The following is a 26,707-nucleotide window of genomic DNA, read 5'->3' as shown; positions in this document are numbered from 1 at the left end:
AAGGAGCGCCTCATGAGCGTCGCACCCGAAGGCCTGATCATTCAGGGCCCGATGAAGCCCGGTTTTGAAGAGATTCTCACCCCGGACGCGCTGACTCTGCTCGCCGACGTCCATCGCCGGTTTGACGATGAGCGCCTCGCGCTCTTGCAAGAGCGGCTGAAGCGCCAGGCGCGTCTGGATTCAGGCGAGGAAGTTCTCGATTTTCCGGCTGAGACCCAAGCCATCCGCAAGGGCGACTGGACGGTCCCCGCCGCCCCTGCCGATCTTCAGGATCGCCGGGTCGAGATCACCGGCCCTGTCGATCGCAAAATGGTCATCAACGCGCTCAATTCCGGCGCGAAATGCTTCATGGCCGATTTCGAGGACGCTTCGACCCCATCCTGGGAGAACATGGTCGAAGGCCAGATCAATCTGCGCGACGCCAATGCGCGCACAATCGGTTTTACAGATGAGAAATCCGGCAAGTCCTATGCCCTGAAGGAGGACCCTGCAGTTCTCATCGCCCGGGCGCGCGGCCTGCATCTGGATGAAGCCCATGTGACGGTTGACGGAGCGCCGGTGTCCGGCGGCTTCTTCGACTTTGTCCTCTATCTCTTTCACAATCATGCCAGCACGGCGAAAAACGGATCCGGCCCCTATTTCTACATCCCCAAGCTGGAAACGCGTTTTGAGGCGCGTCTCTGGTCGCTGGTGATCCGCCATTGCGAAGAACATCTGGGACTTGAGCGCGGCACGGTGCGCATCACGGTGCTGATCGAGACCTTGCCGGCGGCCTTTGAGCTCGACGAAATCCTCTACGAGCTGCGCGAGAACATCACCGCATTCAACGCCGGGCGCTGGGACTATATTTTCAGCTATATCAAACGGCAGAAATCCGATGGCGGTAAAGTGCTGCCCGATCGCGCCCAGGTGACAATGGCCGCGCCCTTCATGGCGGCCTACGCCCAGCGCGTAATCGCCGTCTGCCATCGCCGGGGCGCCCACGCCATGGGCGGAATGTCCGCCTTCATCCCCGTCAAAGGCGATGACGCCGCGAATGAAGCAGCCGTTGAAAAGGTGAAAGCGGACAAGACCCGCGAAGCCAGCATCGGCCATGACGGCGCCTGGGTGGCCCACCCCGCGCTGGTCCCGGTGGCCATGGCGGCGTTTGACGCCGTGATGCCCGGCCCGAACCAGCTCGATAAAAAACCAGAGGTCAAAGAGGACCGCGGCGCGCTGACCGAGCCCTGCGAAGGCACGATCACCGAAGCGGGCCTCTACGGTAATGTTGATGTGGCCGTCCGCTATATCGCCAGCTGGCTGCAAGGGCGCGGCGCCGCGCCGATCCATAATCTGATGGAAGACGCCGCCACCGCCGAGATCTCCCGCGCCCAGCTCTGGCAATGGCGCACCCATCGAGCGAAGACCGATGACGGCCAACTGATCGACGCCCCGCGCATCAAGGCCGTGATCGCCAAGGCCTCTGACGCTATCAAGTCAGAAGTCGGCGACAACGCCTGGGCCGGCGGACGTTTCTCCGAAGCCGCAGACATCCTGGCGGAGCTGGCGCTGAGCGATACGTTCGAGGAATTCCTCACACTGCCCGCCTACCAGAAAATCCAGTCTCGCTGAGCGGGGCGGCATAACCGATCAAGGGCGGCCGTTCGGCCGCCCTTTTTCGTTCAGAGGCCGGGCCCCTGCTTAGCCAAACCGCAAAAGACAAGGGCCGGAGCTTTTGCTCCGGCCCTCGCCGTCCTCCCTGACTGGTCATTGGTCGCCAATCAGTTGGTGTGTGATTCTACCACTCCGTACGCAGAGTCAAACCCCAGGTTCTCGGAGCGCCCATGAAGGCGCCGAAACCGCCGGATTGAGCGAACTGATCGAACGCCACCTGAGCATAGGCTTCATCCGTCAGATTGCGGCCCCACGCCTCGACTGACCACAGCCCGTCAGGATTGGAGAGACCCACACGAGCATTGAGGATCGTGAAGGCGTCCTGAACCTTCTCAGGATCAAGGTCAGAGCCGGTGTTGTACTCGCTGACATAACGGGCATCCAGGCTCGCAAGACCCCAGACTTCGCCAAACAGCGGACGCTCGTAGATCACCTGTGCGGTCAGGAAGTTCTCTGGTGACAGAGAAATCTGATTGCCGCGCAGATTCGCCGCGATCGAGGCTTCATCGCCATATTCGGCGTTCACGTAGGCGTAGCCGCCGGTGATATCGAGGCCATCGATCGGCGTGGCGTACGCAAAGTCGATCTCGACGCCGTAGCTTTCAATGCTGGCGATGGAATCCACCACGAAGGAGATGCCGGTGAAGGTGTTGAGCTGGAAGTCCTCAACCTCTTGATAGAAGGCGTTGGCGTTCAGCTGCAGCACATTGCCGAAGAGTTGGGATTTGAAGCCAACTTCATAAGCATCAATGATTTCAGGCGCGAAGCCGGAATCCACATCGGTATAGCCAAGGGTGGGATCAAGCGGACCATTGAAGGAGCGGTCCAGGTTGAAACCGCCGGCCTTGAAGCCGCGCGAATAACCCACATACCCCATGACATCGTCAGAGAAATCATAGGTCAGGCGGACCGTACCCGAAACTTGCTCGTCGGTGCGCTCACGGTCATAGCCGGTCTGGTCCAGAGCCGTACGGGCGAAGGGCAGACAGATATTGCCCGCCGCCGTAGCCAGTCCGGAGATGGACGCCGCCGGCAAGCCTGCAGCGGTAGCCGCCGCCACAACACCTGCGACAGGGTCCGGGCCAAACGCCGTTTCCAAGGCGCCGCAAGCTGCCGGGCTATCGGTATTGAACGTGGCGAACACATTCTTGGTCTCATGCGTGTAACGCAGACCCGCCGTCAGGCTCAGATTGTCGGTCAGACGATAGGTGTTGTGGGTGAACAGAGCCCAGCTTTCCGCCGTCTGGTCATAGACATCGCCAGCGACGCCCGTTCCCCCGGGGATAGCGGAGCCCGGCGCCGGAATCGGCAGCGTGCCCTGCGCGCCCGGAACCCCGATCAGCGCTGCGACCGGCGCAAGGCCAGCCATGGCCTGAAGCGTTGCGGACACACCTGCAGGGGTGCCCAGCGGCGGCACGGAACCCGCTGTCAGAAGGCGGCCAAGATAGCCTTCCCAGTCATCCCCGAAGCGGATCGCGTCACCCAGCTCAAGCTCTTCATGAGAGAGGAAGCCGCCGACCAGCCAGTCCAGATCGCCCCAGATGCCCGTCAAGCGCACTTCCTGGGAGAAACGATTGAGGTCGGTGTAGTTCCCGTCCGCGCGATAAGCGATATCCGCCGTGGAATAATCAATGTCCTGGGTGCGGCTGTTTTCCCAGCGGCGCCAGGAAGTCACGGAGGTCAGAGTGCCGATCGGCATCTCGATGTCGAACTCTGCGGAAATGCCCTGGTCTTCGACTTCCTGGGCATATTCGCGGTTTGCGAATGCTACGCGCGCCTCAGGGTCGGCAGGCTGAAGCACCTGGCCGCCAACGGAGCCGACAAAGACAGCCGGCGTCGCTGCGTAATCCCACTGCACAGCCGAGCAGCACAACTCATCCCGTTTTGAGTAATCGACGATGAAGCGGCCTTCGACAGAATTGCTCGGCGTCCACAAAGCCTGAGCGCGGAAGGTGTAATAATCCTGGGTTTCAGAATTGGTGACTTCTGCAGGACCGTTGCCGTCATCCAGAATCAGTTGCTGAAAACCGTCACGCTCGCCTTTGGCGGCGAAGACGCGCACCGCCAGAATGTCGTCAATGATGGGACCGGTCAGCGCACCGCTATAACGGCGGAACCCGTAATCACCGACCGACGCTTCGAGATTGCCGCCGAATTCAAACTCAGGCGCCGCCGTCACCACATTCAGAACGCCAGCAGAGGTGTTCTTGCCGAACAGCGTGCCTTGCGGACCGCGCAGCACTTCGATGCGTTCGATTTCGCCAAGGTCGCCGAAGCCGACGCCGTTGCGGGAGCGGAACACACCGTCGATGTAAACGCCGACGGAGCTTTCCAGACCAAAGTTGTCGCCCACGGTGCCGATCCCGCGAATACGCGCGGTGGTGATCGTCTCGGACTGGGTCGAGGTGACCATCAGGCCGGGTGCGATCGAGATCAGATCCTTGATATCTTTTACGCCCGCATTCTGGAGCGCATCAGTGTCATAGGCGCCGATGGAGATCGGAACATCCTGTGCGCTTTCCTCACGCTGTTGCGCCGTAACCGTGATGACGTCGACCGTGCGGCGATCACCGCCCCCGACCTGGTCAAAAACCTGAGCTTGCGCAGCAGCGCCCAGCACAAAAGTGGATGCGGCCGCATAAAGAGCGGTGCGCGTGAACTTAGACATCATGAATTGGTCTCCTCCCTACTCAGCGTGTCCGGCCTGGCCGGTGACGTGTGAGGCGCTCCGCCGCGCCATTCATCGCTGACTAATGTCCATACAAAGGTGACTGATTTTGCAAGAGCGTGAAAGCACCCAATAGCGCTTAAGCATTCCCGCAGAGGCCATATGAGGTACTTTTTTGAATTTTCATATACAACTGTTGCGGCACAGTCACGATGACGCGAACGTCAATCTATGCTGCAGTCGCTCAGTCCAAATGCGTTATTTATTGAAAATACACGCTGCATCTGCAGCAAAACCTCCTGGCTCTCTCTGAATTAGAATCGCCCAAACACAAAAAAGAAAAGGCCGATTCCTTTCGGAACCGGCCTTTCGCATCTGCAGCTATGTCGTAAAGAGTGTTCTTACCACTCGGTACGCAGGGTCACGCCCCAGGTGCGCGGAGCCCCCAGGAAGGCCGCATAACTGGCCGTGCCGCGTGAATCGAGCGAGGTGCCCGCGCCAGCGCGACGCCCTTGAGCGAAGGCGTCGATGGCCACTTGAGCGTAGGTCTCGTCAGTGAGGTTGCGACCCCACACTTCAACCGACCAGGCGCCGTCTTCACGACCAAGGCCCAGACGAGCGTTCACGGTTGTGAAAGCGTCCTGCACCTTTTCCGGGTCCAGATCGGAACCCGTGTTGTATTCAGACGCCCAGCGCGCATCCAGGCTGGCGCTGGCCAACAGGTTGTCGAAAACCGGACGCGAGTAGATCACCTGGGTGGTGAAAGTCTGCTCAGGCACCAGCGAGAAGTCCTGGCCCTGCAACGCGTCGACCAGCGGGTCGCCCGTGTTCACCTCGGTGTACTCGGTGTTGGTGTAGGCGTAACCAGCCGTCAGATCGAGACCTTCGATCGGCGTGGCGTAGAAGAAATCCAGTTCTGCGCCATAGGTTTCAGCTTCGTCGATGCTCTCAACCACAAAAGCGATGCCGTTGAAGGTGTTCAGCTGGAAGTCGCCGACCTGCTGGAAGAAGACCGAGCCGTTGAGCTGAACCACATTGCCAAACAGTTGGGATTTGAAGCCGAGCTCGTAGGAGTCCACGGTTTCCGCCGCAAACGAGTTATCCGAGTTCAGATAACCGTCCGCGCCGATCGGGCCGTTCAGCTGACGATCCAGGTTGAAGCCACCCGCCTTGAAACCGCGGGAATAGCCGCCATAGACCATCACATCGTCATTGATGTCATAGGTCAGACGCAAGGTGCCGGAGACTTCCTCGTCGGTACGCTCGTTGTCATAGCCGTTCGCATCAAGGCCGGAGCGGTGATACGGCAGACAGATATTGCCGATGGCGGTGGCGCCGTTGGCGATCGTGGCGGCCGGCAGGCCTTGTGCAGCGGCCGCAGCAATGAAGCCGTTGATCGGATCAAAGCCGAACGCCTGCTCAACAGCCGCGCAAGCCAGCGGCTGGTTGGTGTCGAACGTCGCGTAAACGTCCTTGTTTTCATGGGTGTAGCGCAGACCTGCCGTCAACGTCAGGTCGTCTGTCAGGCGATAGGCGTTGTGCGTGAACACAGCCCAGCTGTCAGCCGTCTGGTTGTAAATATCCTGGTTGACGCCCTGTCCGCCCAGATATGCGGAGCCGGGGGGAATGTTGATCAAACCACCCGTCAGTTGCGCCAGAACGGCGCTGACGCCGGCCGGGGTGCCGAGCGGCGGCACGGAGCCAGCCGTTAGAGACCGTCCAAGGAAGGCTTCCCAGTCATCACCGATCCGGATGGCGTCGCCCAGAACCAGATCTTCATGGGAGTAGAACGCGCCGACGAGCCAGTCGAGATCGCCCCATTGACCGTTCAGACGGACTTCCTGAGACAGACGCTCGATATTGGTGAAGTTGTTTTCGCGGTCACGATAAGCCAGATCCGCACTGGTGTAATCGATGTCCTGGCTGCGTGCGTTCTCCCAGTTGCGATAGGAGGTGACCGTCGTCAGCGTGCCGATGGGCAGTTCGATATCGAACTCTGCGGACACGCCCCAATCTTCGACGATCTGGTCGTATTCGCGATTGGCGAACGCCACACGCTCTTCAGGATCGGCCGGGTAGAGAGCGTCACCGCCAACTGAGTTGACCAGTGCGATTCCCGCCGGAGAGTAATCCCAGGACGCTGCCGAACAGCACACTTCATCGCGCTCGGTATAGTCGGCGATCAGGCGGCCGGTGACGGTTTCGCTCGGGGTCCACTCCAGCTGGCCGCGAACGGACCAGAAGCCCTGATCGTCGGATTCAGTGTCCGTGTACTGTCCGTTGCGATCCTGGACGTAGAGGTCCATGTAACCGTCGCGCTCGCCGCGCACAGCGAACAAACGGCCCGCGAGAACATCCTCGATGATCGCCCCGGTCACATGACCGCTGAGGCGCGAGTACCCGTAATCGCCGACGGTGGCTTCAAGAGCGCCGCCATGTTCAAATTCAGGACCTGCGGTGACAATGTTCAGAACGCCGGCGGAAGTATTCTTGCCAAACAGCGTGCCTTGCGGGCCGCGCAGCACTTCGATCCGCTCAATCTCGCCCAGATCGTTAAAGCCCACGCCGTTACGAGCGCGGAACACGCCGTCGATGTAGACGCCGACCGAGCTTTCCAGGCCGAAGTTATCGCCCACAGTGCCGATGCCGCGGATACGCGCGGTGGTGATGGTCTCGGACTGGGTGGAGGTGACGATCAGGCCCGGCGCAAGCGCTTGCAGGTCCTTGATGTCACGCACGCCAGCATTGGCCAACGCTTCGGTGTCATAGGCGCCGATGGAGATCGGAACATCCTGCGCGCTTTCCTCACGCTGCTGCGCAGTGACGGTGATCACGTCGACCGTGCGGCGTTCGCCGCCGCCGACCTGATCGAAAACTTGTGCTTGAGATGCTGCGCTGAGCGTCAGGCTCGACGCCGCTGCAAGCAAGGCGATCCGGTTAAAGGATGACACCATGGAGACTCTCCCTGATTGAACGCAATCTTCGTCCGATTGCTTGTCTATCTGATCAGCCTGTGGCTGGACGCGCGGACCATGACTGATTTGCAACGCAATAAAAAGATGCTGCATGCGCTTCATTCAATCGAGAATGGCTCAAAAAGCCCTTTTTCTTTGAATAATTTATTACCGGTGCGGCGCAGCAACATATTGCAGCACAATCTCGCTATTCACGCCGCTTCTCCGCTTGAAAGAAACAGTTACGCTCTGACAACGCCTTCAGGGTTAAGATCAGGACGAACCAAGGAGAGACCCGGGCGTGAACGACGACGTGATGACCCAGCTCAAGCGCCATCTGGCGAGCGCTGAGCAGATTGACGTAAGCCGCTATCAGTTCGTGAACATGGACAGGGTGCGCGATGCGGCGGGCGACCGCTGGCCGGAGTGGCGCGAGCGGGTCTTCATCGCCTCACGCTCCATTATCGACAAGCGGGTGGCTGAGGACGATCTGATCATTCAGTGCGCCAGTGGGTATCTGGTCATTTTCAAAGCCCTGTCCGGGCCACAGGCGCAAAAGCTGACCAACAAGATCAGCCATGAAATGGAAGAGTTCTTTCTGGGCGAATCCTTCATCAACCAGCTCAAGGTTGAAGCCAAAAGCGAACAGCTAAGCGTTGAAGAATTCGCCGCGACCATGGCGTCCGCCGAGATCGATGAGCCGCGTCAGGCCAAAACTGTTGAGACAGAGCCAAACCAGAAGAAAGCCTTTTCCCTATTCTACCAGCCTGTCTGGGACATGAAGCGAGAGGCGGTCGCCAGTTACTTCGTTCGGGCGCTGAATGCTGAGGTCGACTCCCCGTATCAGGCGCGCAACACAGATTTGATGCTGACGGATCTGAAGCCGGACGCGCGCCTGGCCGTGGACATGGCGGTGCTGAACGATGCGGCTGAAGCGCTTGAGGAACTGGTCCAGACGGGGACACGGTGCGCGCTGATCGTGCCGGCGGGCTACACGTCGCTGAGCAACCCCCGGACGCGTTCGCAATATGTCATGGCGCTGGCCGATCTACCGGCAAATTTACGCCAGCTTGTCTGGGTCCAGATCAGGGACGCCCCGGCCGATCCGCCCTCCACCGTGCTGGATGAAACCTTGCGGATCCTGCGTTCGCAAACCGCCAAGCTGTTTGTTCAAGTGCGCACGGACTGGCCCTTCTGGAGCCGGTTTGAAAATCTGGGCGTGGACGCTATCGGCGCAGATTTTCCTGAACGGCTGACCGAAACTGACCGGCTGGACATCGACCGGTTCCTGGCCAGCGCCAAGCGAGGCGGCAGTTCAGTCTATTTCAACCGGGTCGAGAGCTGGGAGGCGTTTCGCGCCGCCACCCGTACAGGTGCGCGCTTGATCGCCGGTCGCGCCGTGGGGCAATTGCCCCACCCCGCCGCTCCGTTCCGGCTCTCACGCGCACGCTTGCTCAATTCTGCTCGATAACCTCCCCTTGCCCTTAAGTGGTTCAGGGCCCTACGCTGTCAGATCAAAGATTTGGAGCGTCCATGATGAACCGCCTACTCCTTGCTTCGCTAGCCTGCGCGCTCGCGACTCCCAGCGCCTTTGCATCGACTCAAGCTGCGGGCGGCCCCTTGCAAGCGGCCGACATTTTCAGCCTGGAAATGGCGAATGACCCGCAAATCAGCCCCAATGGGCGGTATGTTGTCTACCAGCGTCGCTCCAATGACATCATGACGGACCGAACACGGTCCGCATTGTGGATCGCGCCCTATGACGGAGGCTCGAACCGCCCCCTTGTCACAGGCGCTGGCGAATATTCTTCGGCGCGCTGGTCGCCAGACTCCAGCCAGCTTGTCTACATCGCCAATGAAGACGACCAAAGCTTGCTCAAAACCGTATGGGTGGATAGCGGACGCAGCGCCACCCTGGCACACCTGCCAGGCGGCGCCGGCAATCTCAGCTGGTCGCCGGACGGGCGCTGGATCGCTTTCACCATGTTCATGAGCGCCCCCGAACCCCAGGTCGACATCGGCATGCCCGCGCAGCCGCGCGGCGCAGACTGGGCGGCGCCGGCGCTGGTGGATGAGACCACTCGGTATGAGTTTGACGGCGCCGGAGAGCTGCCCTCAGGCTTTACACAAATCTTTGTTGCGCCTGCAGATGGCGGCGCACCGCGTCAGTTGACCCAGGTCAGCGATGGCTCGATTTCAGGCGTCAGCTGGGGACCGGACTCCCAAGCGCTTTATTACTCGCTCGGCGGACGGGAAGCCGATGGCTTTGATTTCCGTGAAGCCGACATCTACGCCATTACGCTCGACGCGTCCGATCCGGTCCAGATTACCGACTATCCGGGTGGAGAATCCAGTCCGCGCATTTCGCCGGACGGCGAAACTCTGGCCTATCTCTCCACACCGCGTGTTGAAACCTCGCATGCTGATACGGATCTGAAAGTCTTGTCGCTCAACGGCGGCGAACCGCGTGAGCTCTTGTCAGACCTAGATCGCGGCATTGATCAGGCCGAATGGGATGAACGCGGACGGGGACTATGGGTCCGGTTTGATGATCGCGGCCATACCATATTGGGTTATGCGGGCCTCAATGGCGGCCTCGACCGGGTGCGCGATGATCTCGGCGGCACGACCTTTGGCCGACCTTACACGTCAGGCGCTTTCACCGTGTCTGACAATGATCGCTGGGCGGCGACGCTCGCCAGTGCGCAGGATCTCGCCAATGTGGGGGTCGGCACGCGGCGCGGCCTGGCGAACCGGCTGACTGATGTGAACGCGGATGTGCTGGGCCTGCGCGACCTGGCGGAGGTGGAGCGTTTCACCTGGGAAAGCTCGGCCGATGGTCAGGAAATCGAAGGCTGGATCGCCTATCCGCCCGGCTTCGACCCCAGCCAGACCTATCCGATGATCCTTGAGATCCATGGCGGCCCGCACACCGCCTATGGCCCGCAATTCTCCGGTGAGGTCCAGCTCTACGCCGCGGCGGGCTATGTGGTGCTTTACACCAATCCGCGCGGCTCGACCTCTTATGGCGAAACCTTCGCCAACGAGATCGACAAGGCCTATCCCGGCCAGGACGTGGATGACCTTCTGTCAGGCATTGATGCGCTGGTCGCACGCGGGTTTGTGGATGAAGAGCGCCTGTTCGTCACCGGCGGTTCGGGCGGCGGCGTTCTGACAGCCCAATTGATCGGGGTGACGGATCGCTTCGCCGCCGCTGCGGTGGGCAAGCCGGTGATCAACTGGACGAGCTTCACCCTCGCCGCCGATATCGGCCCGAGCATCTATCGCTACTGGTTCGGCGTAACGCCCTGGGACGCGCCTGAGGAATACTGGCGCCGCAGCCCGCTCTCGCTGGTGGGCAATGTTGAGACGCCCTCTCTGGTGTTTGTGGGCGGCGAAGACCGCCGCACGCCGGTGTTTGAGGCCGAACAATATTACAACGCCCTGCAGATCCGCGGAATCGACAGCCGCCTGGTCCGCATTCCCGGCGCCTATCACGGCATCGCTGACAGCCGGCCCTCGCGCCTGTTGCAGAAGGCCGGGCACGTTCTCGCCTGGTTTGAGCAATACGACCCGGCCAACGCCGAAGAGGAATGAGGGATCGCGACCCGGAGGCGGAGGCGCTCGGCGCCTCCGCCATCGCAAACATCTATGAGCGCCATGCCGAACGGTTTGACGCTCGACGGCGGCATGCAAAAACGTTTCTGGAAGCGGGCTGGATGGCGCGCTTTCTTGCCTTAACAAGACCGGGCGGACGGATACTCGATCTCGGCTGCGGATCAGGTTTTCCCATCGCCGCTCACCTTATCGACCAGGGTTTTGCGGTCGAAGGCGTGGATATCGCGCCCGCCATGATAGAGCTCTGTCAAAAGGCCTGGCCCGACCAGACCTGGCGTGTCGGCGATATGCGCGACATTGAGCTCACCGGCCCCCATGACGGCGCCCTCGCCTGGCATTCCAGTTTTCACCTGCCCGCAGAAGACCAAGCGCGCCTGATCCAGCGCATCGGCGCTACGCTAGCGCCCGGCGCGCCTTTCATGTTCACCAGCGGAGACGGTGATGGCGTCGCCTGGGGCGACATGTTCGGCGACGCCCTGTTTCACGCCAGCCTGGCGCCCGAACGCTTTGAACAGAGCCTTCATGAGGCCGGGTTCGATCGTGTCGAGCAATGCTTCTGGGATGACAGCTGTGGCGGCGCATCCGTCTGGCTGACGCGTAAACGCCAAGCCTAGACCTGACCGCTGGGCCGCGCCTTGCAGGCGTCGCGCCATGTGCTGAGCGCGGTCAGCTCTTCACCGGGAACCATCTTCACCCAGGCTGCGAACTCCACAAACACAAAGGCGGTGATGTCGGCGAAGCTGAAGGAATCCCCTGCAAGCCAGGGCGTTTCGGACAGACGCGCATCCAGTGTTTTGAAGAAGCGCTGGCCGCGCATCATGCCCCGCTCGGCCAGTTCCGGGATTTGCGGCACCGGGTCTGGTCCGGGCAGCGCGCGGTCCTTCATGGATTTAGAGGTGTTGCGCAACACCTCCATCACGCTGATCAGGCCTTCAAACTCTGACCGCCACACCCATTCGGCCACCCGCGCCTGCTCGATCGGACTCACACCCAGAAGCGGCGGGTCAGGATAGAGCGCTTCGAGATAGCGCACGATTGAAGCGTTCTCGCACAAGGTCTCGCCCTCGTCAGTGACCAGGGCGGGCACCGTGCAGCCGGGATTGACCGCCATGAAGTCAGGGCTGAATTGCTCGCCGGATCGCAGGTCGATCTCGACGGTCTCTACATCAATGCGCTTCTCGGCGATCACCATGCGGGCGCGGCGAGGGCTGGGCGCGCTGGCGCAATCATAAAACTTCATGAAAAAATCCATAAAATTAAAGACAGGGGTACAGAAACTATTGAAGCCAATGTTCCAAAAAAAGCGACCAATTTTGCAGCCCGACTTTCAAAAGTTCGATCAATCCAAACCCAGAATGAATTGACCTTAGTTCTCAACTTTCCCTTAATCCACTTTCGCAGGATCCTATCAAAGAAACCCACTTTAGAGAGCGTTGACTTGTGAAGTTTGATAAATTCCTTCGATTTGAAAGCTTCAACCTCTTCCAAACCCGTTAGAAATTCTCTATGGATTCCTCCATTTAAATCCATCAAAGACACCATCTTCGGGTCAGCCACATAATTTGGACCATACCAAGAACCTAGCATATCGCTCAAATTAATTCGACGCTCGATCGGAATAGAAGGAACGTTATTTAGCCCCAATACGTTTGCTCTATGCTCAATATGCTCAAAACCAAAAGTTAAACTCCTCATGTTCCAATGAATCCAATACTTATCCCTTTTGTCACGAACAAAATCGTAGAATTTTGAGAGCAAAAGCCGTTCAATTTCGTCAAGTTTATCAGGAACATCATCACGCGATACTCCCAGCTCTTCAGCGACCGCATGCGTTGAAAAGCTAACAACTTGAGAGTTTCCAAAAAAAGATACAGCGATCGATGTGATTCGAGGTGAAAGCCCTTCATTGTCATCGTTTAGTGACTGGCAAGAATAATGAATCAAGTAGAACCGATCAGCGTGCTTCTTTATCTCTTTCCTGAAATCGCGAGCAGAATTTATAGACATATCTCTCTATCCAAATTGGCTGGGCCGAGTATCGGCCACGCCCAGCCGCGCTTCAATCTGCGCGCCCAGCGCCAGGATCACACCTTCGTCAAACAAGGGCGCCCAGAGCGAGCTGGCGTAGGGCACGGTGAAGGTCTCACCGCTCTCATCCACCGGAGCGCCGAAAATCGTCCGTGTGGGTTGCTCGATGAATCCCGAGCGAAAGGCGAGCTGAGGGTGGCCGGTATAGTTGGTGATCAACAGCATCCCGCCGGCGAAATTCGGGCCAATCATGGCGTCAATGCCTTCAAAGGTCTCAGCCATCATCGTCATCGCCTTGCGGCGCAGACGGTCCGCGTTGACCATGTCTACAGCGCTGGCGAAGCGCGCGCGACGGAACGTGTTGGGCCAGGCGGCGTCATCCTGCCAGCGCAGCTGATCGTCCAGACCTTCAAGCGTCAGCGTTTCAAACGCCGCAGCCGCCTCGCATTCCAGCTGGATCAGCATCGTATCCCAGGGCTGTTCGTCAATCTCGAACGGAACCAGCTCGACGCCCAGCGCGCGGGCTGCGTCAAGCGCGGCGCGATCGGGATCGGCGGCGTCTTCAAACCAGCTTGGATTATAGCCCAGACGCAAACCTGTCAGATCGCGCGTGAAATCCGCCTCGAACCCGTGATCGAAAGACGACGCATCGCCCGCATCCCCGCCATTGATCGCCGCCAGCACCAAAGCGGCGTCCGGCGTTGAACGCGCAATGGGGCCGATCTTGTCGAGCGACCAGCACAGCGCCATAGCCCCCGTCCGCGGCACGCGTCCGAAAGTCGGGCGCAGGCCGGTCGTGCCGCAACGATGCGACGGCGAAACGATGGAGCCCAGGGTTTCGGTGCCGATGGCGAAGCTGCACAAAGCCGCAGCCGTCGCGGAAGCGGGGCCGGCCGAGCTGCCCGAGCTGCCTTCATTGGGGTTGAACGGATTGCGCGTCACCCCGTCAAACCAGATGTCGCCATAGGCGAGCGCGCCCGAGGTCGCCTTACCCAGAAGCACCGCGCCTGCGGCTTCCAGACGCTGCGCGACCACAGCCGTTTCATCGGCTATCCGGTCCTGATAGACGCTGGCGCCCCAGCTCGCGCGAACATCTGCAACATCAATAATGTCTTTCAACGCATAGGGCACGCCATGCAGCGGTCCGCGCACCTCGCCGCGGGCGCGCTCTGCGTCCATCTGGGCGGCCTGCCGCCGCGCATGGTCGGCGGTGACCGTCACATAGCATTCCAGCGCCTCGCCATGGCGAGCGATCCGGTCAAGATAGATCTCGGTCAGTTCAACGCTGCTCAACGCGCCGGCCGCCATCCAGCTCGCCTGTTTCCAGACTGGTGCGTAGGCGATGTCTGCGGGGTCGCTTGGCGCGGGGCCCGCATTGATGGGCAATCCGGATACGAAAGTGTCTTGCGCACGATAGGTCACGCCCGGCAGACGCGGATCAAAGGTCAGCGCAGGCGCGAGGTCGTTGGGCTTGTCCACCGCGCGCAGGCGCTCGGCGCGCGACACCCAGGCCTCTACGCCATTAAGCATCTGTTCGCGCTCAGACGCTGTATAGCTCACCCCCATCATTCGTTCGGCGCCCGAAAGGGTCTCGCTTGTGATGGGCGGCTGTTGGCGAGCGCTGGCGGCCGAGGCGGCCAGCCCTCCAGCGCCCGCCCCCGCCAGCAATCCCAATACCGTGCGGCGCGTATTCAATGGTCCGGTCATGACGTCCCCTCTGAGATGTTCAGCTCCGGTTCAGCCGCCGGATTGTTCATCTATGTTAACGGCGTCACCGCGCCGAACTCGATGTCGGAGGAAAGTAGAGTGAAGCGCGTCCCGAAAAAAGACGCAATTCGCCGCTTTTCAGCCTTGTTTCGTTTGATTTCGCCCAACTTAAGCTTGATTATCGGGACATGGTTAACTCTTGGGCGCTGTGAACAGACTTAATCAAAAGGGGCCGGACCATGCGCGATACGATTGAAACCCAAGATCGGCCGATCACGAACAACCTTCTCGGTTTGAACCGGGGACGGTCGGAGGATGCGGACGAGATCATGGATACTGAAATTGATCGCAAAACCCATCAGATCGTCGATCGTCTGACGGATGCGTATTATCGCGCTTCGGCCTGTTTTGACGCCTATCTGCATTTTCGCCAGACACGCGGTCGGATGTTTGAAGAGGCGCTGCCGCGCGACAAATGGGTCAATCGCTCCGCGACCTATCCTGAAAGCCATATCATGCACTTCTCCATCCTCGCCGGGATGGTGCTCGTGGAAGGCCTGATCAACGCCTATTTCTTTTCCAAAAGCTCTGATCTGGGCCTGTTGGGCGGCTGGATTCAGGCCATCACCGTGGCTTTCACCAATGTGATCACCGCATTCTTCCTGATCGGGTTTTTAGGCTTGCGCCTGTTACAGAACCCAGACCGCCCCTTCTCCTTCGCCGCCGCCATCATCGGCACGCCCTTGGCGTTGGGCTTTGTGGTGTTCCTGAACTACACCGCCGCGCTCTATCGTGACTTGCTGGAACTGAACGCCGCCACTCTGGCGCTCGGCGATCTGGCCGAGCCGACCGGGGCGATTCTGGCGCCCGTGAGTTCCGCCATGGCGGGAACCGGCATCCAGACGCTGGAAGGGCTCTTGCTGTTTGGACTGGGCGTCACCTTCGCCGCCATCGCCGCGTTCAAGGGCGCCACGTTCGATGACCGCCTGATCGGCTATGGCACAGCCCAGCGCCGGGCGATCAATGCAGCCGCCCACCTGTCCGCCGTGCTCAAGCAATTGCCCCACACGCACCGCGAAAACACGGAAAGCGCCGTCGAGATCGAGGAAAGCCTGAGCGGGCCGACGCGTCGTGAGGCGATCGCGCTCAAGCGCAAGATCGACAAGTTTTTCGCCGCCGACAATTCACGCTCGATCCAGCTCTATGAGCAGGCGGCGGACACCGATCTCACCGATCCGGGCGAGACGAGCGGGTCAGACAAACCGCCCTTCCCCGGCCGATAACGTCTAGCCATAAGCGGGCGGGCGCCCCATGATGCCCTCCGCTATCGGCTGGCAGAGGGGGCGTCAGACATATGCGCGGCAAGGATATTCTGGGCATCATCAATATTCTGATCGTGATCGGCGTGCTCGGCGCGATCAGCTATGCCGCCCTCGTGCTGCAACCGCCCGAATATGACCCCAACACCCTATGCCTGAGCGGGGAACAGCCAGCCCATATGGCGCTCGTGATCGACAAAACCGACCTCTATTCGCCCGAACAGGCCTCCCGCATCGAGCAACTCGCGCTCGACAGCCGCGACCGGCTGGAGATCGGCGAACGGTTGTCCCTGTACGAGCTGGACGCGCGCGGCGAGCTGATCAACACCAACAGTTTCTCGCTGTGCAATCCTGGCCGCGGCGACCAGATCAATCCGCTCTATCGAAATCCGGCCCGGGTCGAGGCGCGCTATCAGGCCTTGTTTGAAGGCCCGCTGCAAAGCGCCCTCGCCGATCTGGTCGAACCCAAGGAAAGCCCGGCGAGCCCGATTATCGAGGCCCTGGCCGACCTGGCGCTGGAAGACGGTTTCAATCCCGACACCCCGCGCCGCACGGTCATTCTTGTTTCCGACATGCTGCAGAATTCACGCCTGTTCAGCGTTTATGGCCGCGCCCGGTCAGACCTTGAAAACCGCCTGCCGCCGCCTGGCCGTGTGGCGGCGCTGATCGAGGATGAATATGGCGATGTGCTCGCAGGCGTCAGGATCGAAATCTATCTGATCGAACGTCGGGGATGGAGCAGCGAACAGCGTGATGTTCTGCAAGCCTATTGGTCAGAAGTCTTCCGTCAGCTGGGCGTACGCGACGACTGGCGCACGCTCTAGAACGCCAGTCGTCAAACCTCAAGCCTACGCGCTTAAAGCCCGGATCTCGTCACGTTTCGCAGCCTTCAAGGCGTCATCCAGATCCCGCCAGCCCGCAGCATCGATAACGCGCACATCCTTCATGCCCATAAAGCCCAAAACGTATTTCAGATAGCCGGTCGCGAAGTCCATGTCTGATCCCAGCGGCGTGCCGCCGGTCGGCGTCACCAACCAGACGGTGCGGACCTTCACCAGCCCTTGAACATACGGATCTCCATCGTCAAAGACATAGCGGAAGCTCTCATTGGCGCGCGCCACCATGTCGACCCAGGCCTTCAAGGCCGCCGGGATGGAATAATTGTACATGGGCGCTGCGATCACCAGCTGATCAGCGGCCATCAATTCATCCAGCACATCTGTGGAGACGGCCAGCGCCTTCACTTGCGCCGCGGTGCGGTTTGCAGGCGGGGTGAAGCTCGCGTCCACAAACGCCTCATCCACAAAGGGCAGCGGTTGGGCGACCAGATCACGCGTTGTGATCACGCCTGACTCACCGGCCAGAGTGATGGACAACAGGTCTGCCAGTTCACGGCTGGCGGACTGGGTGGTGCGACCGCTGGAATACAGGGTCAGAATGCGAGGCGCGGTCATGAGGGCTCCTGAAACTATTCGAAAGAATGGCTTCAGAGATGAGACCAAGACCGCGCCAGCGCCAATCAAACGCGCACCACATAAATGTGAGCGCCTGGGGAGCGTCTTTATTCAGCCGCTTGCGCAGGCTGAACATCCGCCGTGCGGGCCAGTGCGCGGATCGCCTCGCGATCGGTTTCCTCTCGGAAATCCCAGCGCGAGCCGTCAATGACGCGAATATCGGTGATGCCGACGAAATTCAGCACCTGACGCAGATAAGGCGTCGCGAAATCCACGCCTGAATCCAGTGGCACGCCGCCCGACGCGACCACGATCCAGGCCGTTTTTCCGGTCAGCAAGCCTTCAGGCCCCGCTTCGGAATACCGGAAGGTTTCGCGCGCGCGAGCGATCTGATCGATCCAGGCCTTCAGGCTGGCGGGAATGGAGAAATTGTAGATCGGCATGCCGATGACAATTTGATCCGCCGCTTTCAGCTCACCCACGAGCGCGTCAGACCCTTTGAGGATGTCGCGCTGTGCTTGGGTGCGTTCAGCAGGATCAGTGAAATTGGCGCCGACCCAGCCTGCGTCCACTTGCGGCACAGGGGTTTCGGCGAGATCGCGAACCGTCACCGTGCCGGACTCGCCAGCCAGGGCCTGGGAAAGCAGCTGCGACAGTTCGCGGCTGACCGAGCCTTCGAGACGGGCGCTGGAATTGACCTGAAGAATAGTGGGCGCAGACATAATCACCTCCATCATGTGTTGCGGCGGCGCCGCCTGATGGCAGGAGATATGCCTACGCCCGGATCCCGCGTGTAGCCCGACTTCTGGAAGCTCATTGCTTCCAGAACGGAATTACTCGCTCGCTTCCGCTTGCGGCGTCTGCGGCCGGAAATCAGTCTCGCTGTTGGCCAGCAGCCAGACCATCATGGTCCAGGCGGCGACGTTCTGCGCCATTTCTTCAGGCACTATCTTGTCGAACGTGTCATTCGGCGTGTGGTGGAACTCGAAATAGTCCTCGCCGTTCTGCTCAAGCCGCACCATGGGCACGCCCATATATTGCAGCGGGATCATGTCTGGCCCGCCGCCGCCGGAATTATCACCGCGCACCAGACCCAGGCTTTGCAGTTCGCGGTGAATGGCGTCGATCTCCGGCAGGGCGTGCTCGCCCACATTGGAGCGCAGGCGCCAGACTTCCCGAGCGCCGAAATCTGATTCAGACCCGATGATGTGATCGCCCACCGTGCCGTCTTCCATGCGAGCGTTGGCGTAGGCGCGTGCGCCCACCAGTCCCACTTCCTCGGCGCCGAACAGCACCACACGAATGGTGCGGCGCGGACGATGACCACTTTCCGCGATCAGACGCGCAGCGGCCGTGACGATGCCGACGCCCGCGCCATCGTCGAGAGCGCCTGTGGCGGTGTCCCAGCTATCCAGATGCGCGCCGATAATGACGATCTCGTCAGGCGCTTCAGATCCGGTGATCTCGGCGATAACGTTGCCGCTCATCGCCTCGCCCCGCCAGCCGGCATAGGTGCGCATATTGATCGAGACGGTTTCGCCCATCTCATTCAGGCGCTGGAGCTGGTCTGCATCCGGCGCAGAAACGGCCAGAGCCGGAATGTCGGGCCGACGCCCGTCAGGAAAGCTCATCATGCCGGTGTGCGCGAAACGGTTGGAGCTGGTCCCCACAGAACGAATAAGCACACCCACAGCGCCGCGATCCTCAGCCAGCACCCAGGCGTCTCGGCGTTTGCGATTGGCCCAGCCATAGCCCTCGCCAGTACGGCTGGCGACCATGCGGTCATTGACGAAGACCAGCTTGCCCTCGAGCGCATCTTCGTCCGCATCCGACGCGAGAAGTGCGTCATAGCTGTCAAAGAACACGACCTCCGCTTCCAGCCCGCCTTCAGGCGTGGCGCCGGCGCCGCCCAGGGAGATCGCATAGAGTTCCTGAGGATAAGGCGCAGTGATAGCCACTTCTTCATAAACCGAGCGTCCGCGCGTCCACAGATCAAGCTCGAACGGCTCGACGCGGACGTTTTCAAACGCCAGCTCTTCAAGCATCTCCACCGCCCAATCGCGCGCCCGCTCTTCCTGTGGCGTGCCCGCGAGACGGGGGCCGACTTCGGTCGTAAGAGACTCGGTGATCTCATAAGCGAGATCGCTCTCAAGCGCGGCCTGTCCCAGAGCCCGGGCGATCTCTCGATTGTCCTGCCCCAGATCAAACGGCTCGGTCTGGGCGTGCGCCAGGCTTGCTGTGGATAGCAGGGCGGCGACCGCAAAGGTGCGCAGCATGATGTCTCTCCTCCTCAGAATTGAGGTGACCATACTGGCGCCGAGCGAAACTGGAAACCTGATCTCATGGTATGCGGTCACGCCCAATTGCGTTTATAAGTCTTGGCATGACCGAGACGACATCAAACTCCGACCAGGCTTTGCCTGAGACCGACGAAATGCTGACGATTCCGCCCGCCTCACCTGAAGTGAAGCGGGCGCAGGGCGGGCCTGTGTCTCATGAACCGCCTGCCCCCGGATATGGCGCGTATGCGCCAGGATTTGTCAGCAAGATCGGGCTCGCCATCGGACGCGCCTTGCCGGCCTCACGCGCCGGCTTGCGTCTGGCCGGCGCCGCGCGCCCTCTGGCGCTCAGCGGCATGAAAGCTGGCGTGGCGGATGTTCAGGCGCTTGGCTTGAAGTTGCGGCTGCACCCCACCGACAATCTGTCGGAAAAGCGTCTGTTCATGACGCCGCAATGCTTTGACCCGGCCGAACTCGAAGCGCTGCGCAGCATCATGGGCCCTGGCAAGGCGTTCATGGATATCGGCGCGAACGCCGGCGCTTATGCGCTGGTGGCGGCGCTGGCCGGCGGCGAGAAATCACGCGTCATCGCGGTCGAGCCCCAACGTGAAATGCGCCGCAGACTCAGCTTCAACGCACGCCAGAATGCGCTCGGCCAGATCGAGATGGCGGGCGTCGCACTGGCGGATTACGAGGGCGAAGAGGTCATGCGCATGATCTCGGGCAATCATGGTCAGGCCCATCTTGGCGGCTCGGAAGGCGAAGCTGTGCGCGTCACAACGCTTCTAACGCTTATGGATGAGCTCAAGCTCACCAAAGCGCACGCCATGAAAGTGGATGTGGAGGGCGGTGAAGCCGCCATCCTGTCACATTTCTTCGCCAAGGCCCCCAAGACACGCTGGCCGGATTTGCTGATCCTGGAGCGCGCCGACATGGCCGATGGCCGCACCACGCCCGACGCTGCAGCACTGGCGCTGAGCAAGGGTTATCGCATCCGCCAGAGCACCCGAATGAACGTCATTCTTGACCGGGACGCACGCTAACTCCCCCCTCTCCGTTCAGCCCAGAGGACAACTGATGAACCCGCTTGAACGCATTCTGGAAGGCAAGAGCAAGGATTTGGGCGGATTTTGCGTCACGCGCATCCTGCCTGTCGCACAGCGCCGCCATGTCGGCCCCTTCGTCTTTTACGACCAGATGGGCCCGGCGCAGTTCAACCCCGGCGAAGGCATCAATGTGCGCCCCCACCCCCATATCGGCCTGGCGACCGTCACCTATCTGTTTGACGGTGAGATGGACCATCGCGATTGTTTGGGCGTGCACCAGACCATCTATCCAGGCGATGTGAACTGGATGACCGCCGGCAAGGGCGTCACCCATTCAGAACGCACGGGCGATGAAGCCCGCGCCAAGGGCCTTTTCATGTTCGGCATTCAGGTCTGGGTCGCTCTGCCTGAAGACTGCCAGGAGATCGAGCCCGAGTTTCATCATCATGGCGCGGATGACCTGCCGGCTTTCGAGCTGGGCGACGCGCACTGTCGTCTGATCCTGGGCAGCGCCTATGGCCGCACCTCGCCGGTGAAAGTCTATTCCCCCATTGTCTACGCTCATATCGAGGCGAAAGCGGGCGCACAGTTTGATTTGCCGGAAGGCCATGAAGAACTGGCGCTGCATGTGGTCTCAGGGGGTGTTGAGGTCCGCGGCGAGACCGTCTCAGGCGGACATATGGCGATCTTCACGCCCGGCCAGAACCAGGCGAGCGTCAGCGTGACAGAAGACTCCCGTCTGATGCTGCTCGGCGGCCAACCGCTGGGCCAGCGCTTCATGGAATGGAATTTCGTCTCCAGCCGCAAAGAGCGCATCGAGCAGGCCAAAGCCGACTGGCGCGCCTCGATCGCTCAAGGCTTCAAGGACACCCCCTTCCGCATGCCGGTCGAGGAAAACGAATACATCCCCCTGCCCGGCGATCCCGAACCGGGCGAGCCGCCTGCCTGTACGGAAGAGAATCCGACGAGCTGAACGACAATCAAATGCAAAATGGGCGCGGTTTTGATGAACCGCGCCCGCTCTCTATGGATCTGTAGCAGCCTTATTCGGCGGCTGTGGCGCTCGGGCCGCGGCGTTGACCGCCCCCGCCGCTCCGTCGATTACGCTGGGGTTTGCCGCCGCGTGCGCCTTCACCGCCCTGGCGCGGCTTGCCGGAAGCGCCCCCGCGCTTCTGGCCGGACGGGGCGCCCTCGCCCTGTCCCTGGCCCTGACCGCGGCGTCCGCCCCGGCGTCGGCTTTTGGACTTGGCGGCCTCGCCCTTGGGCATTGGCGGCGCGTCGTTCAGACCGGCGATGGCGACGCCCATGGTCTTCTCGATATCCTTGAGCATCACGCGCTCGTCCGGCGCGCACAAAGCGACGGCCCGGCCGGTCGCGCCGGCGCGCGCGGTGCGGCCGATGCGGTGGACATAGTTCTCGGCCACATTGGGCAGCTCGTAATTGACCACCAGATCAACCCCGTCCACATCAATGCCGCGGGCGGCGATATCAGTGGCCACCAGAACCGGAGATTCGCCGGATTTGAAGGCGTCGAGCGCCCGGGTGCGCTGGTTCTGGCTCTTGTCGCCATGAATGGCGTTGGCCTTGTGGCCGTATTTCACCAGACGTTTCGCCACCCGGTCCGCGCCATGCTTGGTGCGCGTGAAGATGATCGTGCGCTTGCCGGCTTCCGGCGCCATCAGATCGATCAGCGCTTCGGGTTTATCCGCCGCTTCGGTGTAGAGCACCTTCTGGTCGATCCGCTCCACCGGTTTGGAGGGCGGGGTCACCGCCACGGTTTCCGGATTGGACAGGAAATCGTCAGCCAGCTGGCGGATCGCCGGCACCATGGTGGCGGAGAACATCAGCGTCTGACGCTCTTTGCCCACCAGACGCAGCAGCTTGCGGATCGCCGGGATAAAGCCGAGATCGAGCATCTGATCCGCTTCGTCCAGCACCACGAAACTGGTCAGATCCAGCCGCGCCTTGCGTTCGCCCAGATGGTCCAGAAGACGGCCCGGCGTCGCCACCAGGATATCCACGCCGCGCGCCAGAGTCTTGATCTGCGGGCCGGCTTTGACGCCACCAAAGATTACCGCGCTCGTCAGGCGCGTGTGAGCGGTATAGGCGCGAACCTGCTCTTCGATCTGGGCTGCCAGCTCACGCGTCGGCGCCAGAATCAGGGCGCGACAGGAGCGGCCCGGCGCCTGTTTGTTCACAGCCAGCAATTGATGGATCAGCGGCAGCACGAAGGCGGCGGTCTTGCCGGTGCCGGTTTGCGCCAGGCCGATCAGGTCACGGCCGGCGAGCACCTGGGGGATGGCGCGCGCCTGAATGGGGGTGGGCGTTTCATAGCCCTGTTCGGCGATCGCCGAGAGAATGGAGTCGTTCAGACCTAGATCTGTAAATCGGGTCAAGGATAACCTCATAGCAGCGCTCACGGACGATCTCCGGGCGCTATTTCGTTCAAAAATATAGACAACTGGATCGTTCAGCCGCCGTTCTGGGACGAATATCGCCCCCGCCCGGACCTCATCACGGGAGTGCTCTCACTCCGGCTGATCCGTCGCCGCGCAACCAGCCTCGTGCTGGGCGCGTGCTTCGCGTGCCGCCTCTGTGCGCCCAAATGACCAAGAACGCAAGTGATCATTCTTGAGATACGCTCAATTCCTCTTGGATCATGACCTCTTAGGGCGTTCGCCACATGCATCCCGTCCGTCTCTCGCCTGGTCTGAAACAAGAAAAAGCCCCGGCCAATGGCGCGGGGCTTTTGAAACTTGGGTGCGGGGGTAGGATTTGAACCTACGACCTTCAGGTTATGAGCCTGACGAGCTACCGGGCTGCTCCACCCCGCATCAGGGCTGCAACGCTTTTGTTTTAACAACAAATGGGTTGCAGAAGCAAACGTCGTTCTGAGTGACGGCGTCGGTCTCATTTAACAGTGTAACGGAGAATGTAATTGCATCGTGTCTAGCGGACCGGGCGGCGACCTACTCTCCCATGCCTTAGGACATAGTACCATTGGCGCAGAAGGTCTTAACGGCCGTGTTCGGGATGGGAACGGGTGTGGAGCCTTCGCTATAACCACCCGGTCGGCAAGACCGATGCATTGATTTGTAGAGACATGCTGACTTTTACTTGGCGTTGCCAAGATCGGGCTTCATGGGACGAAGCGATCGCCGCCCATGAGCATTGTTGGATCAAGCCGATCGAGCAATTAGTACTGGTCCGCTTCACGCATTGCTGCGCTTCCACTTCCAGCCTATCAACGTGGTGGTCTTCCACGGCTCTGATAGGGATACCTGGTTTTGAGGGGGGCTTCCCGCTTAGATGCTTTCAGCGGTTATCCTTTCCGTACTTAGCTACCCTGCTATGCTACTGGCGTAACAACAGGTCCACCAGAGGTACGTCCATCCCGGTCCTCTCGTACTAGGGACAGCTCCTCTCAAGTATCCAACACCCACGGCAGATAGGGACCGAACTGTCTCACGACGTTCTAAACCCAGCTCACGTACCGCTTTAATTGGCGAACAGCCAAACCCTTGGGACCTGCTCCAGCCCCAGGATGCGATGAGCCGACATCGAGGTGCCAAACAATGCCGTCGATATGGACTCTTGGGCATCATCAGCCTGTTATCCCCGGCGTACCTTTTATCCGTTGAGCGATGGCCCTTCCACGCGGGACCACCGGATCACTATGGCCGTCTTTCGACTCTGTTCGACCTGTCAGTCTCACAGTCAGGCTGGCTTATGCCATTGCACTCAACGAGCGATTTCCGACCGCTCTGAGCCAACCTTCGCGCGCCTCCGTTACTCTTTGGGAGGCGACCGCCCCAGTCAAACTACCCGCCACGCAGGGTCCCGGATCCAGGTTCATGGACCGCGGTTAGACGTCAATGAGGATAAGGGCGGTATTTCAAGGATGGCTCCACCAGAACTGGCGCTCTGGTTTCAAAGCCTCCCGCCTATCCTACACATATCGCCACTAACGCCACTGCGAAGCTGTAGTAAAGGTGCACGGGGTCTTTCCGTCTGACCGCGGGTACTCCGCATCTTCACGGAGAATTCAATTTCGCTGAGTCTCTGTTGGAGACAGTGGGGAAGTCGTTACGCCATTCGTGCAGGTCGGAACTTACCCGACAAGGAATTTCGCTACCTTAGGACCGTTATAGTTACGGCCGCCGTTTACCGGGGCTTCAATTCGGAGCTCTCACCCCTCCTTTTAACCTTCCGGCACCGGGCAGGCGTCAGACCCTATACGTCGTCTTGCGACTTCGCAGAGCCCTGTGTTTTTAATAAACAGTCGCCACCCCCTGGTCTGTGCCCCTGGACACCAGTTGCCTAATGCCAGGCTCCCTTCTCGCGAACTTACGGGAGTAATTTGCCGAGTTCCTTCAACAGAGTTCTCTCAAGCGCCTTGGTATGCTCTACCAGTCCACCTGTGTCGGTTTGGGGTACGGTCTCATGCGGGAGCTATTTCCAGGGACGGCTTGGCTGCACACTCAATCCAGTAAGAGTGTACAACGTCCGCAATCCGTCACTACCCGCTGGCCCAGGAATATTAACCTGGTTCCCATCGACTACGCCTTTCGGCCTCGCCTTAGGGGCCGGCTTACCCTGCGCTGATTAGCATTGCGCAGGAACCCTTGGACTTTCGGCGAGAGGGCCTCTCACCCTCTTTATCGCTACTCATGTCAGCATTCTCACTTCTGATATCTCCAGCAGCCCTCGCAGGCCACCTTCACAGACTTACAGAACGCTCCGCTACCACTCTTTCGAGTCCGCAGCTTCGGTGTATCACTTAAGCCCCGTTACATTTTCCGCGCAGGAACGCTTGACCAGTGAGCTGTTACGCTTTCTTTAAAGGATGGCTGCTTCTAAGCCAACCTCCTGGTTGTCTAAGCATTCCCACATCGTTTCCCACTTAGTGATAACTTAGGGACCTTAGCTGGCGGTCAGGGCTGTTTCCCTCTCCACTACGGACCTTAGCACCCGCAGTGTGTCTGCCTCGCTCTACTCTTCGGTATTCGGAGTTTGGTTAGGTTTGGTAAGTCGTTGGGACCCCCTAGCCCATCCAGTGCTCTACCCCCGAAGGTAATACGAGACGCTCTACCTAAATAGATTTCGCGGAGAACCAGCTATCTCCGAGTTTGATTGGCCTTTCACCCCTAGCCACACGTCATCCCCGTCTTTTTCAACAGACGTGGGTTCGGTCCTCCAGTGCGTGTTACCGCACCTTCAACCTGCACATGGCTAGATCACTCGGTTTCGGGTCTTATCCCTCGAACTCGTCGCCCTATTCAGACTCGCTTTCGCTGCGCCTACACCTACCGGCTTAAGCTTGCTCGAGAGACAAAGTCGCTGACCCATTATACAAAAGGTACGCCGTCACCGCGCAAGGCGGCTCCGACTGCTTGTAGGCGTCCGGTTTCAGGATCTGTTTCACTCCCCTCGTCGGGGTGCTTTTCACCTTTCCCTCACGGTACTGGTTCACTATCGGTTGGTAAGGAGTACTTAGGCTTGGAGGGTGGTCCCCCCATGTTCAGACAGGATTTCACGTGTCCCGCCCTACTCAAGGTCTCTTCAATCGCTTTAACGTACGGGGCTATCACCCGCTATGGCCGAACTTTCCAGATCGTTCCGCTGACTCAAGAAGAGACACTGGCCTGGTTCCCGTTCGCTCGCCGCTACTAGGGAAGTCTCAATTGATGTCCTTTCCTTCGGGTACTTAGATGTTTCAGTTCCCCGAGTTCGCTTCTTATTCCTATGTATTCAGAATAAGATACCTTTCACAAACACTGGTGATTGGCCGCCTGATCACTCAGACGAACAACCGCCAGGGTCTGTAAAGGTGGGTTCCCCCATTCGGAAATTTCCGGATCAAAGTCTGCTCGCAACTCCCCGGAACTTAACGCAGCGTGCCACGTCCTTCATCGCCTCTTACCACCAAGGCATCCACCAGACGCCCTTTTGACGCTTGATCTCAACGATGCTCATGCACG

The 26,707-nt window shown here is 60.1% G+C and carries 18 protein-coding genes, 1 tRNA gene and 2 rRNA genes; 9 read left to right on the top strand and 12 right to left on the bottom strand.

What is annotated here, in order from left to right; all coding sequences use genetic code 11:
• Nucleotides 1–12 precede the first annotated feature (12 nt).
• A complete protein-coding gene (gene aceB, locus G405_RS0112740; protein WP_022701909.1) occupies nucleotides 13–1,611 on the top strand; it encodes a malate synthase A in 1,599 nt (532 codons plus the stop codon).
• Nucleotides 1,612–1,777: 166 nt separating this feature from the next.
• On the opposite strand, the gene G405_RS0112735 is transcribed toward aceB, so the two are convergent.
• Together G405_RS0112735 and G405_RS0112730 are read right to left on the bottom strand one after the other, a co-directional pair.
• Nucleotides 1,778–4,324: a TonB-dependent receptor gene (locus G405_RS0112735; protein ID WP_022701908.1), complete on the bottom strand. Its 2,547-nt coding sequence runs from the start codon at nucleotides 4,322–4,324 to the stop codon at nucleotides 1,778–1,780.
• A 398-nt stretch (nucleotides 4,325–4,722) separates the two neighbouring features.
• On the bottom strand, nucleotides 4,723–7,275 hold the full coding sequence (locus G405_RS0112730) for a TonB-dependent receptor (protein WP_022701907.1): 2,553 nt from the start codon (nucleotides 7,273–7,275) through the stop codon (nucleotides 4,723–4,725).
• A 78-nt stretch (nucleotides 7,276–7,353) separates the two neighbouring features.
• On the opposite strand from G405_RS0112730, the gene G405_RS17090 reads away from it, so the two are divergent.
• The 4 genes from G405_RS17090 to G405_RS0112715 all read left to right on the top strand — a co-directional run bounded on the left by G405_RS17090 (nucleotide 7,354) and on the right by G405_RS0112715 (nucleotide 11,507).
• Nucleotides 7,354–7,626 (top strand): hypothetical protein, encoded by a 273-nt coding sequence (locus G405_RS17090; protein ID WP_169447527.1) that lies wholly within the window; start codon nucleotides 7,354–7,356, stop codon nucleotides 7,624–7,626.
• The gene (locus G405_RS0112725) at nucleotides 7,577–8,746 is read left to right on the top strand and encodes a hypothetical protein (protein ID WP_022701906.1); all 1,170 of its coding nucleotides are present in this window, start codon (nucleotides 7,577–7,579) and stop codon (nucleotides 8,744–8,746) included. Before G405_RS17090 ends, G405_RS0112725 begins: the two co-directional genes overlap by 50 nt.
• A 65-nt stretch (nucleotides 8,747–8,811) precedes the next feature.
• Entirely contained in the window at nucleotides 8,812–10,872 is a 2,061-nt protein-coding gene (locus G405_RS0112720) for a S9 family peptidase (RefSeq protein ID WP_028284798.1), read from the top strand.
• The gene (locus tag G405_RS0112715) at nucleotides 10,869–11,507 is read left to right on the top strand and encodes a class I SAM-dependent methyltransferase (RefSeq protein ID WP_022701904.1); all 639 of its coding nucleotides are present in this window, start codon (nucleotides 10,869–10,871) and stop codon (nucleotides 11,505–11,507) included. Before G405_RS0112720 ends, G405_RS0112715 begins: the two co-directional genes overlap by 4 nt.
• On the opposite strand, the gene G405_RS0112710 is transcribed toward G405_RS0112715, so the two are convergent.
• The 3 genes from G405_RS0112710 to G405_RS0112700 are packed head-to-tail and all read right to left on the bottom strand — an operon-like array spanning nucleotide 11,504 to nucleotide 14,628.
• Nucleotides 11,504–12,133 (bottom strand): glutathione S-transferase family protein, encoded by a 630-nt coding sequence (locus G405_RS0112710; protein WP_028284796.1) that lies wholly within the window; start codon nucleotides 12,131–12,133, stop codon nucleotides 11,504–11,506. The genes G405_RS0112715 and G405_RS0112710 overlap by 4 nt on opposite strands.
• Nucleotides 12,130–12,900 carry a hypothetical protein gene (locus G405_RS16865; protein ID WP_084683506.1) on the bottom strand — a complete coding sequence of 257 codons (771 nt, stop codon included), beginning with the start codon at nucleotides 12,898–12,900 and terminating at the stop codon, nucleotides 12,130–12,132. The genes G405_RS0112710 and G405_RS16865 overlap by 4 nt, the downstream gene beginning before the upstream one ends.
• 6 nt (nucleotides 12,901–12,906) lie before the next feature.
• On the bottom strand, nucleotides 12,907–14,628 hold the full coding sequence (locus tag G405_RS0112700; RefSeq protein WP_022701902.1) for an amidase: 1,722 nt from the start codon (nucleotides 14,626–14,628) through the stop codon (nucleotides 12,907–12,909).
• A gap of 239 nt (nucleotides 14,629–14,867) precedes the next feature.
• On the opposite strand from G405_RS0112700, the gene G405_RS0112695 reads away from it, so the two are divergent.
• Nucleotides 14,868–15,911, top strand: a complete 1,044-nt coding sequence (locus G405_RS0112695; protein ID WP_022701901.1) for a hypothetical protein — start codon at nucleotides 14,868–14,870, stop codon at nucleotides 15,909–15,911.
• A gap of 71 nt (nucleotides 15,912–15,982) precedes the next feature.
• A complete protein-coding gene (locus G405_RS0112690; RefSeq protein WP_022701900.1) occupies nucleotides 15,983–16,771 on the top strand; it encodes a hypothetical protein in 789 nt (262 codons plus the stop codon).
• A gap of 24 nt (nucleotides 16,772–16,795) precedes the next feature.
• On the opposite strand, the gene G405_RS0112685 is transcribed toward G405_RS0112690, so the two are convergent.
• From G405_RS0112685 to G405_RS0112675, 3 genes are all read right to left on the bottom strand, one after another.
• Nucleotides 16,796–17,401, bottom strand: a complete 606-nt coding sequence (locus tag G405_RS0112685) for an FMN-dependent NADH-azoreductase (RefSeq protein ID WP_022701899.1) — start codon at nucleotides 17,399–17,401, stop codon at nucleotides 16,796–16,798.
• Between the two features lie 107 nt (nucleotides 17,402–17,508).
• Entirely contained in the window at nucleotides 17,509–18,123 is a 615-nt protein-coding gene (locus G405_RS16040) for an FMN-dependent NADH-azoreductase (RefSeq protein WP_040705796.1), read from the bottom strand.
• Between the two features lie 111 nt (nucleotides 18,124–18,234).
• Nucleotides 18,235–19,677 carry a M20/M25/M40 family metallo-hydrolase gene (locus tag G405_RS0112675; protein ID WP_022701897.1) on the bottom strand — a complete coding sequence of 481 codons (1,443 nt, stop codon included), beginning with the start codon at nucleotides 19,675–19,677 and terminating at the stop codon, nucleotides 18,235–18,237.
• Nucleotides 19,678–19,784: 107 nt separating this feature from the next.
• Here G405_RS0112675 and G405_RS0112670 point away from each other — a divergent pair, with 107 nt between their 5' ends.
• Both G405_RS0112670 and G405_RS0112665 read left to right on the top strand, forming a co-directional pair.
• A complete protein-coding gene (locus G405_RS0112670; protein ID WP_022701896.1) occupies nucleotides 19,785–20,723 on the top strand; it encodes an FkbM family methyltransferase in 939 nt (312 codons plus the stop codon).
• A gap of 34 nt (nucleotides 20,724–20,757) precedes the next feature.
• Complete coding sequence (locus G405_RS0112665; protein ID WP_022701895.1) at nucleotides 20,758–21,699, top strand: pirin family protein; 942 nt, start codon at nucleotides 20,758–20,760, stop codon at nucleotides 21,697–21,699.
• A 70-nt stretch (nucleotides 21,700–21,769) separates the two neighbouring features.
• Here G405_RS0112665 and G405_RS0112660 read toward each other — a convergent pair whose 3' ends face one another.
• From G405_RS0112660 to G405_RS0112645, 4 genes are all read right to left on the bottom strand, one after another.
• The gene (locus tag G405_RS0112660; protein ID WP_028284793.1) at nucleotides 21,770–23,122 is read right to left on the bottom strand and encodes a DEAD/DEAH box helicase; all 1,353 of its coding nucleotides are present in this window, start codon (nucleotides 23,120–23,122) and stop codon (nucleotides 21,770–21,772) included.
• Nucleotides 23,123–23,483: 361 nt separating this feature from the next.
• A tRNA-Met gene (locus tag G405_RS0112655) sits at nucleotides 23,484–23,560 on the bottom strand.
• A 122-nt stretch (nucleotides 23,561–23,682) separates the two neighbouring features.
• Nucleotides 23,683–23,797 (bottom strand): 5S ribosomal RNA (gene rrf / locus G405_RS0112650).
• A 104-nt stretch (nucleotides 23,798–23,901) separates the two neighbouring features.
• Nucleotides 23,902–26,688: ribosomal RNA gene (locus G405_RS0112645) — 23S ribosomal RNA — on the bottom strand.
• Between the last annotated feature and the right edge of the window lie 19 nt (nucleotides 26,689–26,707).

This window comes from Oceanicaulis alexandrii DSM 11625 (genome assembly GCF_000420265.1).
In the GTDB taxonomy this organism is placed as follows: domain Bacteria; phylum Pseudomonadota; class Alphaproteobacteria; order Caulobacterales; family Maricaulaceae; genus Oceanicaulis; species Oceanicaulis alexandrii.
Note: the sequence above shows the minus strand (reverse complement) of the source record. Positions and strands in the feature narration are given on the sequence as shown.